Origin of the sequence: Lacipirellula parvula, assembly GCF_009177095.1 — a bacterium.
GTDB classification, from domain to species: domain Bacteria; phylum Planctomycetota; class Planctomycetia; order Pirellulales; family Lacipirellulaceae; genus Lacipirellula; species Lacipirellula parvula.
Genome location: NZ_AP021861.1, coordinates 2,136,079 through 2,151,165 on the forward strand (window position 1 = coordinate 2,136,079; position 15,087 = coordinate 2,151,165).

The 15,087-nt window shown below is 56.9% G+C and carries 16 protein-coding genes; 9 read left to right on the top strand and 7 right to left on the bottom strand.

Features of this window, described 5'->3' with window-relative positions; all coding sequences use genetic code 11:
* The first annotated feature begins 52 nt into the window (after positions 1–52).
* The 3 genes from PLANPX_RS08315 to PLANPX_RS08325 all read left to right on the top strand — a co-directional run bounded on the left by PLANPX_RS08315 (position 53) and on the right by PLANPX_RS08325 (position 4,524).
* On the top strand, positions 53–2,425 hold the full coding sequence (locus PLANPX_RS08315; protein ID WP_198421859.1) for a phosphoketolase: 2,373 nt from the start codon (positions 53–55) through the stop codon (positions 2,423–2,425).
* 34 nt (positions 2,426–2,459) lie between these two features.
* The gene (locus PLANPX_RS08320) at positions 2,460–3,659 is read left to right on the top strand and encodes an acetate/propionate family kinase (protein WP_232536335.1); all 1,200 of its coding nucleotides are present in this window, start codon (positions 2,460–2,462) and stop codon (positions 3,657–3,659) included.
* Between the two features lie 169 nt (positions 3,660–3,828).
* Positions 3,829–4,524, top strand: a complete 696-nt coding sequence (locus PLANPX_RS08325; RefSeq protein ID WP_152098285.1) for a VIT1/CCC1 transporter family protein — start codon at positions 3,829–3,831, stop codon at positions 4,522–4,524.
* A gap of 104 nt (positions 4,525–4,628) precedes the next feature.
* On the opposite strand, the gene PLANPX_RS08330 is transcribed toward PLANPX_RS08325, so the two are convergent.
* A complete protein-coding gene (locus PLANPX_RS08330; protein WP_152098286.1) occupies positions 4,629–4,949 on the bottom strand; it encodes a hypothetical protein in 321 nt (106 codons plus the stop codon).
* Positions 4,950–5,000: 51 nt separating this feature from the next.
* Entirely contained in the window at positions 5,001–5,240 is a 240-nt protein-coding gene (locus PLANPX_RS08335; RefSeq protein ID WP_152098287.1) for a hypothetical protein, read from the bottom strand.
* Positions 5,241–5,922: 682 nt separating this feature from the next.
* On the opposite strand from PLANPX_RS08335, the gene PLANPX_RS08340 reads away from it, so the two are divergent.
* Positions 5,923–6,396 carry a hypothetical protein gene (locus tag PLANPX_RS08340; RefSeq protein ID WP_152098288.1) on the top strand — a complete coding sequence of 158 codons (474 nt, stop codon included), beginning with the start codon at positions 5,923–5,925 and terminating at the stop codon, positions 6,394–6,396.
* A 46-nt stretch (positions 6,397–6,442) separates the two neighbouring features.
* Here the strand turns inward: PLANPX_RS08340 and PLANPX_RS08345 are convergent, their stop codons facing one another.
* Complete coding sequence (locus PLANPX_RS08345) at positions 6,443–7,309, bottom strand: cation diffusion facilitator family transporter (RefSeq protein ID WP_152098289.1); 867 nt, start codon at positions 7,307–7,309, stop codon at positions 6,443–6,445.
* A 310-nt stretch (positions 7,310–7,619) separates the two neighbouring features.
* On the opposite strand from PLANPX_RS08345, the gene PLANPX_RS08350 reads away from it, so the two are divergent.
* The 3 genes from PLANPX_RS08350 (at position 7,620) to PLANPX_RS08360 (ending at position 9,299) form a co-directional block, all read left to right on the top strand.
* Positions 7,620–8,333: an SDR family oxidoreductase gene (locus tag PLANPX_RS08350; protein WP_152098290.1), complete on the top strand. Its 714-nt coding sequence runs from the start codon at positions 7,620–7,622 to the stop codon at positions 8,331–8,333.
* A gap of 34 nt (positions 8,334–8,367) precedes the next feature.
* Positions 8,368–8,922 (top strand): dihydrofolate reductase family protein, encoded by a 555-nt coding sequence (locus PLANPX_RS08355; RefSeq protein WP_152098291.1) that lies wholly within the window; start codon positions 8,368–8,370, stop codon positions 8,920–8,922.
* Positions 8,923–9,029: 107 nt separating this feature from the next.
* The gene (locus tag PLANPX_RS08360) at positions 9,030–9,299 is read left to right on the top strand and encodes a helix-turn-helix domain-containing protein (protein WP_152098292.1); all 270 of its coding nucleotides are present in this window, start codon (positions 9,030–9,032) and stop codon (positions 9,297–9,299) included.
* 84 nt (positions 9,300–9,383) lie between these two features.
* Here the strand turns inward: PLANPX_RS08360 and PLANPX_RS08365 are convergent, their stop codons facing one another.
* Genes PLANPX_RS08365 through PLANPX_RS08375 form a run of 3 tightly spaced genes read right to left on the bottom strand, consistent with a single transcriptional unit; the run spans position 9,384 to position 10,727 of the window.
* Positions 9,384–9,896 (bottom strand): DinB family protein, encoded by a 513-nt coding sequence (locus PLANPX_RS08365; protein ID WP_152098293.1) that lies wholly within the window; start codon positions 9,894–9,896, stop codon positions 9,384–9,386.
* Between the two features lie 12 nt (positions 9,897–9,908).
* Entirely contained in the window at positions 9,909–10,358 is a 450-nt protein-coding gene (locus PLANPX_RS08370; protein WP_152098294.1) for an SRPBCC family protein, read from the bottom strand.
* Positions 10,359–10,376: 18 nt separating this feature from the next.
* Positions 10,377–10,727: an ArsR/SmtB family transcription factor gene (locus tag PLANPX_RS08375; protein ID WP_152098295.1), complete on the bottom strand. Its 351-nt coding sequence runs from the start codon at positions 10,725–10,727 to the stop codon at positions 10,377–10,379.
* 208 nt (positions 10,728–10,935) lie between these two features.
* Between PLANPX_RS08375 and PLANPX_RS08380 the strand changes: the two genes are divergently transcribed.
* Both PLANPX_RS08380 and PLANPX_RS08385 read left to right on the top strand, forming a co-directional pair.
* Positions 10,936–12,312, top strand: a complete 1,377-nt coding sequence (locus PLANPX_RS08380; protein ID WP_152098296.1) for a hypothetical protein — start codon at positions 10,936–10,938, stop codon at positions 12,310–12,312.
* The gene (locus tag PLANPX_RS08385; protein WP_152098297.1) at positions 12,302–13,678 is read left to right on the top strand and encodes a hypothetical protein; all 1,377 of its coding nucleotides are present in this window, start codon (positions 12,302–12,304) and stop codon (positions 13,676–13,678) included. The genes PLANPX_RS08380 and PLANPX_RS08385 overlap by 11 nt, the downstream gene beginning before the upstream one ends.
* A 196-nt stretch (positions 13,679–13,874) precedes the next feature.
* Here PLANPX_RS08385 and PLANPX_RS08390 read toward each other — a convergent pair whose 3' ends face one another.
* Positions 13,875–15,074 carry a pyridoxal phosphate-dependent aminotransferase gene (locus tag PLANPX_RS08390; protein WP_152098298.1) on the bottom strand — a complete coding sequence of 400 codons (1,200 nt, stop codon included), beginning with the start codon at positions 15,072–15,074 and terminating at the stop codon, positions 13,875–13,877.
* Positions 15,075–15,087: the final 13 nt, after the last annotated feature.

Here is a 15,087-nt window from a genome sequence, read left to right on the forward strand (position 1 = left end):
AGGTTGCACTGCGGCAAGCACGATCGGATAGAATCAGTCGAGCGAAAGGACAATGCTTATGGAGTCTTTCGGCCCCACACCTGAATTGCTAGGCAAGTTGGACGCCTACTGGCGTGCGACCAACTATCTCTCGGTAGGTCAGATTTACCTTCGCAGCAATCCGCTGCTGCGCGAACCGCTCGCTCAGGAACACATCAAAGCAAGACTCTTAGGACATTGGGGGACTACGCCCGGACAGAACTTCGTCTATGTGCATCTCAACCGGTTGATCAAGCAGTACGATCTGAACATGATCTACATCTCGGGGCCGGGACATGGCGGACCGGCGTTGGTAGCCAACACCTATCTGGAAGGATCGTACACCGAGTTTTATCCTGACGTGACCCAGGATGAGGCTGGCATGGCCAAGCTGTTCAAGCAGTTCTCCTTTCCAGGCGGCATTCCGAGTCACGTGGCGCCCGAGACTCCCGGATCGATCCACGAAGGAGGCGAGTTGGGCTATTCGCTGAGCCATGCGTTTGGAGCCGTCTTCGACAATCCAGAGCTGATCGTGGCCTGCGTCATTGGCGATGGCGAGGCAGAGACCGGACCGCTCGCTACAGCGTGGCACTCCAACAAGTTCCTCAATCCCACATCGGACGGGGCCGTCTTGCCGATCCTGCACCTCAACGGTTTCAAGATCGCCAATCCCACCATCTTGGCTCGAATCGCGCCTGATCAATTGGCAGCGTTAATGAGGGGATATGGCTACGAGCCATTTTTTGTCGAGGGAGATAATCCGGCGACAATGCATCTCCTCATGGCGTCGACTCTAGATACGGTAGTGGGCAGAATCAAAGAGATTCAGCGCGCCGCGCGAACTGACGGCTGCTCAGGCGTCCCGGCGTGGCCGATGATTGTGTTGCGATCTCCCAAGGGCTGGACGGGCCCAAAGGTGGTCGACGGCCTCCAAATTGAAGGGACGTGTCGGTCGCATCAAGTCCCCCTCACCGAAGGTCCCGAGGCGCCCGGTCACGTTCCGCTCCTAGAAGCATGGATGAAGAGTTATCGCCCAGAAGAGTTGTTCGACGAGTCGGGCCGTCTCCTCGCCGAATTGGCCGAGTTGGCGCCTCGCGGTGAGCGGAGAATGGGCGCCAATCCTCATGCCAACGGCGGCATTCTCTTGAAGGCGCTGCGGATGCCTGACTTCCGAGAATATGCCGTTAGCGTTGCGTCGCCCGGCTCCGTCGATCGGTCAGATACGCAGATGCTTGGGCAATTTCTCCGGGACGTGATCAAGCTTAATGAGGCGCAACGCAATTTTCGCATCTTCTCCCCCGATGAAACGGCGTCGAACCGGCTTTCCGCCGTCTTCGAGGCTACATCAAAGCAGTGGCTTGCGCCCATCGAAGCGAACGACGAGCATCTGGCCGCCGAAGGTCGAGTGATCGAGATGCTCAGCGAGCACCAATGCGAGGGTTGGCTAGAGGGCTATTTGTTGACGGGCCGGCACGGACTGCTTAATTCGTATGAAGCCTTCATTCACATCGTCGACTCGATGTTCAATCAGCATGCCAAATGGCTGAAGGAAACGCGCGATATTCCCTGGCGCCGACCAATCGCCTCCCTCAACTACCTACTGGCGTCGCATGTCTGGCGTCAGGATCACAATGGGTTTACGCATCAAGATCCTGGGTTCATCGATCACGTCGTCAACAAGAAGGCCGAGATAGTTCGCGTCTATTTGCCGCCGGATGCAAACTGCCTTCTCTCGGTGATGGACCATTGCTTGCGTAGCACGCACTACGTGAACGTCGTCGTCGCCGGCAAGCATCCGGCTCCGCAATGGCTTGGGATCGACACCGCTGTCGCACATTGTTCCGCGGGAATCGGAATGTGGGAGTGGGCAAGCAACGACCAGGATGGCGAGCCTGACGTGGTGATGGCCTGCGCCGGAGACGTGCCGACGCTCGAAACGCTCGCGGCTGTCCAGTATCTACGACAAGCATTGCCCGAACTCAAGATTCGCGTCATCAATGTCGTCGACCTCATGAAGCTCCAGCCTGCGAGCGAACATCCACATGGTTTGAGCGATTATGACTTTGATACGCTCTTCACGAAAAACAAGCACGTGATCTTCGCATTCCACGGTTATCCGTGGCTGATCCACCGACTCACGTACCGTCGTACGAATCACGCCAATATGCACGTTCGCGGCTATAAAGAAGAAGGGACGATCACAACTCCGTTTGATATGGCAGTGCTGAACGATCTTGATCGCTTTCACTTAGCTACTGATGTCATCGATCGCCTGCCCCAACTTGGCTCGCGAGCAGCACACCTAAAGCAGGCTCTCCGAGATAAGCTGTTCGAGCATCGGCAGTACATCAACGAACACGGCGAGGACATGCCGGAGATTCAGAACTGGAAGTGGGAACTGAGTTGAAAGTTATGCTTAGAGCAAACCGAAGGACTTAAACTTGTCCGAACTATTCAGCACATTCCCGATCCAGCGTCTGATCCTGGCCGTCAACGCCGGCTCGTCGAGTCTCAAGATCGCCGTCTTCGAAGCAAATTCGCCTCCAGTTCGACTTGCATCGGCGAAGGTCGAACGCATCGGCGCGTCCGACGCCAAGATCACCCTTGCGATCGGCGGCGAGGCGTCACGCTCCGAAGCAGTGGTCGCAAGCTCTCACGATGACGCACTTGCTGCGATCATGTCTGGCCTACGGGGCAAGATTAACGATACCTCGATCGCAGGCGTTGGTCACCGTCTCGTTCATGGCGGGCCCAACCATTCGGCTTCGGAGGTGATAACGCCGAAATTGCTGGACGAAATCCGCCAGCTCGAAATCTACGACCCAGAGCATTTGCCGTCCGAGTTGCGGGTAATTGAGACATTGAAACGGCGGCTGCCAAATATCCCGCATGTTGCTTGCTTCGACACGGCCTTCCATCACGATCTTCCGGCGGTTGCGCGGCGACTGCCGCTACCGCGACGATTTGACGAACTGGGCGTGCGGCGCTACGGGTTTCATGGGCTTTCCTATGCCTACCTAATAGACCATTTGGCGCGATTGGATCACGAGGAAGCGCGGGGACGAATCGTTCTTGCGCATTTGGGCAACGGCGCAAGCTTGGCGGCGGTGCGAGACGGCAAACCCATTGACACCAGCATGGCATTCACGCCTGCGGCCGGCATTCCGATGAGCACCCGATCGGGTGACATTGATCCTGGGTTGATTGAATATCTTCTGCGGGCCGCGAGCATGACCGTTCAGGAATTCAACCGCACTGTCCATCTGGAATCAGGCCTGTTAGGAGTTTCGGAGACTTCCGGCGACATGGAGTTGCTTCTGGAACGCGAATCGCAGGATGTGCGGGCAGAGGAGGCAGTGGCAATTTTTTGCTACCATGTCCGCAAATGTATCGGAGCGTACGCCGCCGCCATGGGAGGACTCGATACGCTCGTTTTTACTGGAGGAATCGGCGAACGTGCAGCGAAGGTTAGACATCGGGTCTGCGTAGATCTTCAGTTTTTCGGGGTCGAACTCGATCCGACGCTAAACGAAATCAACGCCGAGGTGATATCAAGCGGAATCCTTCCAGTAAAAGTACGAGTCATTGCAACCGACGAGGAACAGATGATTGCACGGGATGTGATCGCAGCGATTGAGTAAAAGCGATTCGGCCACAAGCATCGTGCCGCTTAAGTTCGCGGCCAGCGCCCATGGATAGACGATTTTTGGCAGCTGATTGACGGTTGAAGTCGGCAATAGGCGTCGTGGACTAGCGTCACTCTCGCACGGTGATTTGCGATTTGGTAGCGTGGATGGGTATAGTGGGGCGATGACAATTCGCCACCGAGAGGTTCATCGGATCACGCGCATAGGATGGCTTCGCGCCGCCGTGCTTGGGGCTAACGATGGAATTGTCTCTACCGCGAGTCTAATCGTCGGCGTCGCTGCGGCCGATTCCACGCGGAACGCAATCGTCCTCGCCGGCGTTGCGGGACTAGTGGCTGGCTCCGCGTCAATGGCGGCGGGCGAGTATGTTTCGGTTAGTTCGCAAGCCGACACGGAGCAATCGGATCTCGCTCGCGAGCGAGAAGAATTGGCTGCGGATCCCGCCGGCGAACTCGCCGAGCTAACCAGTATCTATATGGGGCGTGGCTTGGACCGGGAAGTTGCCGTCCGCGTCGCCGAGCAATTGACGGCGCATGACGCTCTCTCTGCCCACGCCCGAGAAGAATTGGGTATTACCGCGGGCATGGAAGCGAAGCCAGTTCAAGCCGCATTAACGTCGGCAGCAGCGTTCGCCGCGGGGGCGATGTTGCCGCTGACCACTGCCGTTACATCACCATCTTCCGTGCTACTGGCAGCGGTCGTCGCGTCATCGTTGTTTTCCCTAGCTCTGCTAGGCGGGGTAGCCGCGAAGATCGGCGGGTCAAAGCTTAGCGTCGGTGTGGTTAGAGTCACCGTATGGGGTGCCATTGCAATGGCGCTTACGGCCGCTGTAGGACGGGCGTTTGGCGTCAATGCGTAATGCTTAACTCACGCCACTTGCGCAAACGTTAAGTCCGCAAACGTGACGTTGGTGCGTCGCTTTCGAGCATCAGCGGCGATGGTGGATATACGGACTTGGGCGAGCTATCCCTGAACGGATTGAATCAGTCTTGCCACGACCCAATTCGGTAACGCATGAAGTTCGCCGAACCGGCTGATCGCTTCCTCGACCTCGGCCGCCCCTGACGGCAACAGATCGCCTTGAACCAGCGGTCCCTCGCCTGGGTTAGCGTCGATGTAAAGAAAGACTCGGCCATCGGAGTGGCGCCGTACGACCACGTGCGCCTGCACGACGCCGCCCTCTCGTTGGCTAGTCCACTGGGCGTCACCAATCTCGGGCCATTCGGTTGGGTCAATCTCGATTTGCATTCCGCTGGAAAGGCGGACGTAAAGCAGGGATAGCATCAGTAACTCTCCTAGTTTGGCACTTCACAGGAGAATTATAGCTATGCAGGCCTAACGCTCGTAACGTTCGATAGCGAGTCTTACAAGTCGCTGATGCTTTCCTAACGAGTATTTCTGGCATGCGTCCTTGATCATATGGAGCCGACCGATGGTCAAAGTTGCAGCGAAGGCCGGGTTAATCTCGACCGACTTCGCTTGCATCAGCATGGCGCGATCTTCCGTGGAGTCGCAGCGTACGTTTCGGCCGGCAATCTGAATTTGCCGCGGGTGATTTTCATCGAACATGGCCATATTCTAGCGACTCGGCGATTACGTGTTGAGTTAGCTTAGATAGGATAGCGGTCCTTGTTTTGCCGTGCAGCGAAGCGCTCGCCTGGAAGAGAAGACGCAATACGCTTCAGCCCTGCATTCCATCGCGCCGCCGCCATTAGCGACGAACTACGTAACCGATGCAATTGAGCGACACTTTGGACAATGGTAAGCTTAGTGCCAACATTCACGAGGCTCTTGCATGCCTGCGCTCCAGAAGACCCTGACGACGGCGATAGCGCTACTGGCGTTTACACAGCCTTTTGGTCACGGCCATTCTCATGCAGAGCTTGCCGGTCCCGAATTGCGATGGCATCTGGTTCTCTACCATGGCAGCCAGCCCGCGAACGCTACCGCTGGATGGCACTATCATCCCGTCTTACTATCAGGTCAGTGTTCGCCGAGCCCGCAGGCCGACCAAACTGACGAGTTGGATCAGCCAAGTGTGAGTATTTGGAACGTACTTGAAAGTTCCTGTCTCCCACGCCGCACCGATTGTCGACATCGACTCCGTGTCGATCGCGGGCGTACTCATCACGAAATGCCCTGCGTGTTATTGATTTGAGCCTGCGCTGAGATCAACTTAGCGCGGTTTACTTCAGGGCCATAGGCGTAGTTGCACGAGCCTCGCCGCCCTCTTTCTTCATTGGAAGGATTAATCACCATGAGTGCTATTCGCTGCGCTGTATGCGCATTGTTTGCGTTGGGAGTATTTTTGCTGAGCTTCAACCAACTCGTCGGCTGGGCGGCAGAGCCAATCAAAGCGCCGGCCGGAACGCCGGAACCGGTCGAAGATGATATGCACGAGTTTATGGAGTACGTGTTTCAGCCGAATTATGGCTTACTCAAGAAATCATTGGCGAAAGCGCCTGCGACCAAAGAAGAATGGTTTAATGTGAAAGTGGGGTCGCTAGTCCTGGCCGAAGGGGGCAACCTCATTCTCCTACGCGGTCCCAATGAGGATCGGAAGGAATGGATCGAGTATGCGACAGCGGTGCGCGACTTAGGGGGCAAAACGTATCGCGCTGCTCAGGCGCAAGATTTCGATGTAGCTCGATCGCATTACGAAGCGATGATTACCAAGTGCAATGCGTGCCACCAGCACTATGCGGATGGCGAGCATCAACTGACGCCGTAGTTAAGCAGGAGCTTGGGGCTCGGTTTTCGGCCGGGCCCCAAGCTCGTTAGAAGGGCTCCATGTGCACCAGAACTTCTTGAGCCGCGGGTAATGCCTCGCGGATAGCGGTTTTCACCTTCCCGCTAACCACATGGGCCGCGTCCAGGGCGAGATTCCGATCGGCTTGAACATGGAGGTCGACAAGATAGGCCACGCCGAACTTTCGCGCGCGCACTTTCTCAGTAGCGAGAACTCCAGCGACGGAGCGTGCTGCGGCGTCAACTGTCGAAATGACGGAATCGTCCGGCGATCGGTCCATTAATTCGCTCGCCGCGGTCGTCATAAATCGAAGCCCGTTGGCGGCGATGATGACGGAAGCCACTAGTGCAGCCCAATCGTCCGCCGGCTCCCACCCGGGACCTCCCCAAATGGCCAGTGCGATTCCAATAAAGGCCGCGGCTGACGTGATCGCGTCACTTCGATGGTGCCATGCGTCCGTCTTGACGGACGTACTTCCAATAGAATCGCCGACCTTGAAAACAGTTCGGAACAGCGACTCTTTGATGATCACGACGCCGGCGACCACAGCCAATGTGAATGGCATTGGAGCGTGGTGGGGCGTAATGATCTCACGGACGGCGACGATTGCAATGCTGACCGCCGCGCCGAGCAGCATTAGGGCGACGATGGCTGCCGCGAGGGATTCGGCCTTGCCGTGTCCGTAGGGATGATCGTCGTCGGCCGGGCGCGACGCCACTCGCAGGCCGCCCCAAACAATCAAGGAAGAGAAGATATCCGTCGACGATTCGATCGCGTCAGCTACCAAGGCATAGGAGTGGCCGACAATCCCAGAAACTAATTTCACAATGACCAGCAGGCAATTGACGAGCAATCCGGTTTGAGCCGCCTTTATTCCTTGTTCGAGACTTGCCATTATTCGCCCTCCATGCTGACAGTTCGAATACGAGTATGAGCTGCAAAAAAAAGAAGTAAGGGTGATTCTCCAGCCACCCGATTCCGGCCTGAGAGATAGTGGCCGCTGAACCCTCAATGATAACCATTCATTTGGCAAAAAGTGCGAATCGTCTCGTCGTCAGTTACCTCTTTCCCATCAACAGGGCCCGCGAATCCGCCCGAGCAATGGACTTCGCTGATATGTGTCGGAGGCCTGGCCTGTTTATTCGCCAAACGGTGTCGCTTACATTTTAAGAAGGCAGGAATTGAATGCGCTGCGAGAAAGGGCCATGAGTAAAGATAAGTCTCAGCGGATTGCACTCGTTACCGGCTCGAATCGAGGCATCGGATTGGAAACGGCTCAACAGCTAGGGCGGCGGGGATTTCACGTCGTCATTGCTGCGCGTGACGGTGTCAGCGGGAATCAGGCGGTTGCTGCCATTGTGGCTGAGGGTGGGAACGCGGCGTTTCTCGCACTTGATGTTAGCAGCTCCGAAAGCATCCGAATGGCCGCAGTCGAATTCGCAACGATCGCTGATCGTCTGAACGTGCTTGTCAACAATGCCGGCATTTACCCAGACGGAGGCCAAAACATCTTGACCATCCCACGCGGTCGCATGGTTGACACGTTTCAAACGAACACCTTTGCTCCGCTGGAGGTTACTCAGGCGTTTCTTCCGTACTTGCGGCGAGCAGAATCTGCGCGGGTAATTAATGTTTCAAGCGGATACGGCCAGCTAGACGATCTCTCGCCTGGCGTCCCGAGCTATTGCCTTTCCAAGCTTGCCCTCAACGGATTAACGATCATGTTGGCTAAAGCATTGGAGGATGATCGCATCGCCGTGAATTCGATGTGTCCTGGCTGGGTGCGTACAGACATGGGCGGACCAAACGCGACACGATCCCTGGAAGAAGGCGCTGATACGGTTGTCTGGCTCGCTGATGAGGCTCCGCACAGCCTTACGGGGAAGTTTTTCCGCAGTCGTGAAGAGATTTCTTGGTAGTCCTTGCACACGACTCTATTGGTGGTACTTGCCAATGCGCCCCCTACGCTATTCGATCAACGTCATGTTAGATGGATGCTGCGATCACCGAGCAGGGTCCACGGACGAAGAGCTTCATCGTTACTGGGCCGAGAAACTCGCGCAGGCCGACGCCTTACTTTTTGGCCGGATCACCTACAAGATGATGGAGTCGGCATGGCGACTGCCGGTGACCGGCGTGAGGCCTGATGGGATGGCCGAGTGGATGGAACCGTTCGCTCGCACGATTGACGCCGCGAAGAAGTACGTCGTGTCGAGCACCCTGGATCGCGTTGATTGGAACGCGGAACTCTTACCTGAAGATTTTGGGAAGGCCGTTCACCAACTCAAGCAGGAGCCTGGCAATGGGCTATTCCTGGGAGGAGTGAAGCTTCCGCTGGCGCTCGCGGAGCTGGGGTTGATCGATGAGTACGAATTCGTGGTGCACCCTAGACTGGCTGGCCATGGGCCGACGCTGTTCGCGGGGCTATCGAAGTATATCGACTTAAAGCTCCTGAGCCGGCGGGAGTTCGGATCGGGCGCAGTGGCGATGCGGTATGAGCCGAGGTAAGTACAGATCGCCGCTGGAAGTGACTTGAAGAGATGCGACACAAATACTTCGCCGAGTGATCGGCGAAGTGTTTTTTATGCGCCAGGTGCAATAAGGAATGGTTCACGATGTCCCTCGAATCGGACTATCAGAAGTATTTGAAGCTTACTGGCCATGAAGTTGCCGCCGCCGTACTTGCCGTCGGCGCATCGTTGACGAGTCATCGCGACGACGCCCTGCTAACACCCAAGCAAGCCGCCGCCAAGCTGGGAGTTAGCATCGATCTTATCTATGAGCTTTGCGCATCGGGACGGCTGCGCTCCAGAAAGATTGGGCGTGCCGTGCGTATTCATCCTGACGATCTAAGGGACTTGGACGAGGATTCGATTGCACATTAGCTATCTAGACTGACTTCCTCCAAAAAGCGGGCGACTCGTGCGAATCGGAATGCCACGTTAACCGGTGCACCCCAGTGCATCTCACTATTCGCTGGCGAAATTAGGCATTTCATCGCCACTCGGTCCATAGCTGGATGGAACAGCCACACCGAGAAGCCGGAGATAAACTCCTAGCTGCCCTCGATGGTGATACCAGTGGTTGAGCATAATACTTCTCAGAAAAGCGGCGCGTGGTAGCGACACTACGATACGTCCTCCCTGAGTGACACGGAACGTCTCGTTCATGCGCTCGTCGTTTATCGTAGGTAGAGTTTGCCGAAGGTACGCGGCGCTCTGGTTGAGCGCATCGAGAATCTCGCGTAGCGCTGCGGGCTGCGGTCGCTCGCGGCTCAAATCTGGTACTGGCGCCTCGTCAGGCTCTGACAATCGCAGGACGCCCTCGGGGACTTGGGCAATATGGAGCGCGAGTTGCCCGGCGGTCATCGACTTTTCATGCGGCCGCCAAGTGAGCTGACCTTCGGGCACGCGTTCGAGGTACTTTCGCGTTGTGCCGAGTTCCTGCTCGAACTCAGCAAGGAGCGACGTTGCAATCTTCATGGCAGTCTTCCTTCAGCGTGATTTGGTTTCCGCACGTTCGCGAATTTGATCGAGCCAGTTCTTCCAGCCTTCGGGCATGCCATCGCGATGCTCTGGCAGGATGAGGCCCATGGCGCGATGGGAGAACGTTAAGAGCGTTCCATTGCCATTTGCCTTCAAGCGATATTGAACGTGGTTCACTGCCGGGTAAGACATCGGCATCGGCCCGGTGATTTCGAGGAGCGTCGGCGGCTTGATGACTTGGACATGGCCCCACAGATGTCCCGCGTCATTGCCGAGATCACGAAACCACCGACCGCCGGGCCATGGCTCGATCTTCATGGAGAGCGACTTGCCGTCTGGCATCTGCGCATCTGCGCCCAGTTCGTCTAGCACGGCGTCAAAGGCGATCTCGATTGGCGCTGCAATTTCAATCTCTTTGCGAATTGTAAATGCATGAACCTCTTCGTGTTCAGTTGTCATACATACCTCGGTTGTGATTTAACGTGTACCGTCCCGTCCCGCCTTGGACTTGCGCTCAGCGCGCTCCTTAATCCGATCTAGTTGATGGCTCCAGTGCCGCTCAAATTTATTGGCCCAATCGTGCACCGCTTTTAGCTCCTTCGCCTCTAACTGGTAGAGACGCTGCTGGCCCTGCTTAGTCACCGAGACGATGCCGACCTTGCGCAGCACGCCCAGGTGCTTTGAAACTGCCGGCTGCGGCATTCCTAACGTCAGGACCAGGGCTCCGACGGCAAGCGCGCCCCGACGGGCGAGCACTTCAATGATCTGGCGCCGCTTGGGCTCGGCAATGGCGTTGAACACGTCGGTGGTGGTAGAAGCACGAGGCATGGCGCCAATATATTCCCATAACGGAATATGTCAAGAATCCAATGGAATCTGCTGCTTCACGGACGAAGTCATCCTTAGCGGCGAGGCCTGCAGTCCCAGGCGAAATGATGGGTTAGTCGCACGTCGTCACGCATTTTGGAGGAGAAAATTCGCCAAGCTCGGGGATTCGCTTAGAATCTATGGCGGAACTAATCGCATTGGGTGATCCATGTTTGGCAGACTCGTCGCCATTTCTCTGCTCGGTGCCGGATTGTGGAGCGCGGCTTGCGTCCAAGCCGCCGATCTGCCGCCTGATGCCACGGTGCTCGATCCGGACATTGTCTGGGACGTGGCTAACCCTCATAGCTTCGCCATTTCGCCCGACGGCAAACAGATCGCCTACATCAGCAAAGGCGCAATCTGGGTTTGTCCGGTTGACGCCGGACCGCCGTCGAAGTTGGCCGAGTTGCCCAATACGATTACCGCGATTCTGGCGGAACCGGGCAACCAAGAGCAACGCGAGAATGCGGCCGCCTCCCCGCAAAACCTCGGCTTCCGAGCCTTCTATGGTCCAGTTCATCTCGACAAACACTATGTGTTCAGCCTGGCTTGGACGCCGGACCAGCGCGGCGTGGTCTACGCCGTGCGAAAGCGAGTTCGCGAGAACTCTCCGGTGGCGGCCTACCATGTGATGCACGCGCCGCTAGGCGGAGCCGTTGAGACGGTCGCGATCATCGAAGGCGAATTCGGCGTACCGGACGAATACACGACTTCGTTTCATGTCACCCCCGACCGCAAGTTTGTCATCGCCTCTGCTTACGTTCCACTCATTTGGGATGTCGTTCGCGCTCATCCGCAAACGACGCCTTACGACCTCCTCGTGCCGTCGTCAACGAGCGGGCGCTTCCTCGGCGTCGAGATCGACACCCGCCAACTCGTGCTGGTCGACGAACAATTCCACGTCATCAAACGATTCGACGTTTCGTTCCTCGGGGAGCGCAGGGTTGATCTGACCTGGTCGCAGAACGAACGTTTCGCCATCTGCCGGATGCGCAACGAGTATCCCTCGTACGGCGCTGTCGCCTTTCGCATTGACCTCGAAACGGGCCAGAAATCGCCGGAAGTCAAATGCAACGTCAGTGATCGCTTTCTGTTCATTAACCAGGAAGGGAAGTTACTTCACCTGCGCATTGCCAATTCCGGAGTTTACGGATACTTCAATGGAGAGGCTGGCACGCGAGTCACGGTGGTTGATCCGGACGGCACGGCAAGAAACTTGTTCACCACGAAAGGGTTTCGGAAGCCGGAAAAGGGGCAGCGAGGCACTGTCTTTCCTCCCATGGTTGCAGCTCCTGACGGCAGTCACATCGCGTTCGCGCAGCCGCGGCCGGAAGGTCAACTGCCTGGTGCGCAATATCATCTGATCGACCTCGATGGACGCACGACGCCGCTGGCGCCGGTGAGCGACGACCGGTACATCACTCCGTACTACCCGATTGCATTCGCCGACGGCGACGGTCGGCTGATTGCACGATTGGGCTCGACATTGTTTTCTCTGCCTACAGATGCAGTTGCCAAGGACGAGGAAACGAACTATGACGAGTAGACTTCTTCGTCTGACGCCGGCGATTCTGTTAGTCGTCGTAGCGATACTTCAAGGCCCGATTACAGCGGCTGGAGAAGTTCCCGCGGCAGCGAAGGTGCTTGCCGATAGAACGATCAGGAACCTGCGCCCGGTTCCGCTGGTTTCTCCGAACGGCCGGTATGTCGCGTTCGTCAATCGCGGATATGTCTGCGTCGCCGACGTGGAGGCGGGTACATCGCGCCGTTTGGTTGAGGTTCCGTGCATTTGGACGCATGTGTTCGCGAAGGAGACGAGCGAGGGCGGAAGCCCCGACTCGCTGGTGCGCACCCTGAATCGAGAACGGTATAAGGAGTTGGAATCCAGCGTCAAGGACGAGATCGGTGAGTTCGCATGGACCGTCGATTCCAGCGCGATCGTCTTTAGCGTTCATTCACACGATGCTGTCAAGGCGACGACCCAGGTTCATATCTGGCGTGCCCCGCTGGAGGGCGAGGCGAAGGTAATCGCCAGCAACGAACGATCGCTGACTTCGCGGCGCGGCCCCGGCGGCGTCCTGACGCGCGACGGCCGATTCCTCGTTGGAAATTTTGGCCGAGAGCGCGCCTTTATCTGGGACGTGACGGCAAACAAGCCTCGCGCCACGCCATTTAATTACTTGGCGCCTTCGTCGACGAGCGGGAGATGGATTGGCGTCGAGAAGGATACGCGGCAATTGGTCGTCGTTGACGACGATTTCGAGATCATTCGTCGCTATGAGGAAATCCTGCCGGAGAACCAGTTTGGGTTCGACATGATCTGGTCGCCAGACGAACGTTTCGTCTTATGGCGTCAGCAAGTCGGATTCGACTATTACAGCAATTGGGTCGGCTGCCGGTACGATCTAGAGACGAGAGAGCGAAACATCTTCACCGGCGACTACATGGGCGAAAAGCTCGCTTTTACTGGGAACCGCGGCGAGTTTGTCCGCGTTGGTGCTGCCGGCGTGCAGGGAAATGACTCCGGCTTGAAATTGACCGAGCAGTACGTGGGCATCGTTCCCGACGGTCGGTTGCATCTCCAGCGCTTCTGGTATCAACGCTCCGATCCCTCTGATATGGTCAGTGATGTCCGCATAGCAAGCATGTCCAACGTCATTTGGTCGCCTGACTTACAGCTATTCACGATCGGTCTGCCGCGGCAGGAAGGACCCCACGGCGAGATCATTCATTTGGCGGACCGTCACCGGCATTTGTGGAAGCTGCCGGGCGACGACACCGGGCGATACGTTTCGCCATGCCATGTCGCCGGCTTCGCGCTCGACGGCAAAGCCATCATCGCCTACGACGAGACGCGACTCTTCTCGCTGCCAGTCGCTGCAATTCAATCTTCAGAAAACAAGGTTCGTTGAGAGTAACGGCGTACTTTTCTTGCTACGATGACCCCGCCCGACGATCAAAGCGGCGTGAATCCGTATGGTCGGTGGCTGTGCGGCCTGTGCTCGGGCTCCAAGAGACACACTAGCTTGGAGACGAGAGTCTCTTCACAAGCAGCGTAGAAACCTTACCGAGCAATTTTGACAGACATGAGATAACGAGCGAGATCAATCACGACATAGCAGCGTCCAGAACTGAGGACAGAGCGGACAGCGCAGAACCAAGGCTTGCCGGAGGTAGATAGCCAAAGCCCAACCGAAACACACGGTTGGTTTCGCCAAACCATGTTCCGGATGCGAGTTGCAAGTCGTGGTGAGGCAATAGCCCCCAGAATCGCGAGGTTGCCGTCTCGTCCCACGCATCTCCGCGCAGGCGCATACAACATAGTGCACCGGCGTCTGGCTGCACCCATTCAACGCGCTTGCGCTCCGCGTCACACCAAGCCGCCACTTGCTCAAGAGCGCTGCCGAGCAATTGTCGTCGTGGCGCAAGCACCTTTTCTTTATTACGCAGCAGAACCGTAGCGAGCGCCTCATCCAGCACCGCCCCAGAGATCACGGTGTTCATCTTAGCGACTGTCAGACGCGATCGAAGGTCGGGCTCCGCTACAGTGAGCCACCCTGTACGCAAGCCTGGGGCACCGAGAGCCTTCGATACCGATGCGCCGGTGACGATGCGAGCATCGAGCCCTGCAAAGCTGTCCACGGCCCTAGCGTCTCCATACGTTGCCTCTCGATAGGTTTCGTCGATGAAGAGCAAGGCTTCGGGCGAGCGCCTTTCAATCAGGCCGAGCAGTCTCTCGATATCCGCACGAGAGGTCTGAACGCCAGTTGGATTCTGAGGTGAAGCAATGCTTACCAGTCTGGTCTTTGGAGACAACTCCGCCTCAATCCCGTCCACGTCCAGTCGATAGCTCCGCTCAAATGTCAGTTTAACTTCGCGAACGTTAACGCCGGCACCGATGAGGCAGTCACGGCTCGGCGGGAAGCATGGCGTTGCGAGAACGGCTTCGTCACCAGGACGGCAAACTTCAAAAGCGAGGAGGAAGAGTCCCAGCGCGACGCCGTGCGTTGTGATCACCTTCTCGGAAGAGACTTTACAAGCATCTGCGATGGCCTCGCGAAGCTCTAATCCGCCTGCGGACTTACCATACCCCAGCGTCAATCCCCGGATACTTTCTAGATCGGCCAAATCTAGAAGTTCGCCAACCGTCAAATCTTGGGACGTGCTCTCCGCCAGATTGAACGATCGGTTCACATCGAGCAATGAGATGATCTCGTTGTATGGAAATCTCCCACTCCATTCACGAGTATTGGCGATATCGGAGCCAGGTCGCTTTCGTTCTTCAGAACTAACTTGGAGAGCGCTCATGCCCTTACCTTAC

Coding starts and splice junctions, on each gene's coding strand:
- PLANPX_RS08315 (WP_198421859.1), top strand. CDS start 53: ATGCTTATGGAGTCTTTCGGCCCCACACCTGAATTGCTAGGCAAGTTG.
- PLANPX_RS08355 (WP_152098291.1), top strand. CDS start 8,368: ATGCGCCCCCTACGCTATTCGATCAACGTCATGTTAGATGGATGCTGC.
- PLANPX_RS08360 (WP_152098292.1), top strand. CDS start 9,030: ATGTCCCTCGAATCGGACTATCAGAAGTATTTGAAGCTTACTGGCCAT.
- PLANPX_RS08345 (WP_152098289.1), bottom strand. CDS start 7,309: ATGGCAAGTCTCGAACAAGGAATAAAGGCGGCTCAAACCGGATTGCTC.
- PLANPX_RS08330 (WP_152098286.1), bottom strand. CDS start 4,949: ATGCTATCCCTGCTTTACGTCCGCCTTTCCAGCGGAATGCAAATCGAG.
- PLANPX_RS08375 (WP_152098295.1), bottom strand. CDS start 10,727: ATGCCTCGTGCTTCTACCACCACCGACGTGTTCAACGCCATTGCCGAG.
- PLANPX_RS08335 (WP_152098287.1), bottom strand. CDS start 5,240: ATGGCCATGTTCGATGAAAATCACCCGCGGCAAATTCAGATTGCCGGC.
- PLANPX_RS08365 (WP_152098293.1), bottom strand. CDS start 9,896: ATGAAGATTGCAACGTCGCTCCTTGCTGAGTTCGAGCAGGAACTCGGC.
- PLANPX_RS08350 (WP_152098290.1), top strand. CDS start 7,620: ATGAGTAAAGATAAGTCTCAGCGGATTGCACTCGTTACCGGCTCGAAT.
- PLANPX_RS08325 (WP_152098285.1), top strand. CDS start 3,829: ATGACAATTCGCCACCGAGAGGTTCATCGGATCACGCGCATAGGATGG.
- PLANPX_RS08390 (WP_152098298.1), bottom strand. CDS start 15,074: ATGAGCGCTCTCCAAGTTAGTTCTGAAGAACGAAAGCGACCTGGCTCC.
- PLANPX_RS08370 (WP_152098294.1), bottom strand. CDS start 10,358: ATGACAACTGAACACGAAGAGGTTCATGCATTTACAATTCGCAAAGAG.
- PLANPX_RS08385 (WP_152098297.1), top strand. CDS start 12,302: ATGACGAGTAGACTTCTTCGTCTGACGCCGGCGATTCTGTTAGTCGTC.
- PLANPX_RS08340 (WP_152098288.1), top strand. CDS start 5,923: ATGAGTGCTATTCGCTGCGCTGTATGCGCATTGTTTGCGTTGGGAGTA.
- PLANPX_RS08380 (WP_152098296.1), top strand. CDS start 10,936: ATGTTTGGCAGACTCGTCGCCATTTCTCTGCTCGGTGCCGGATTGTGG.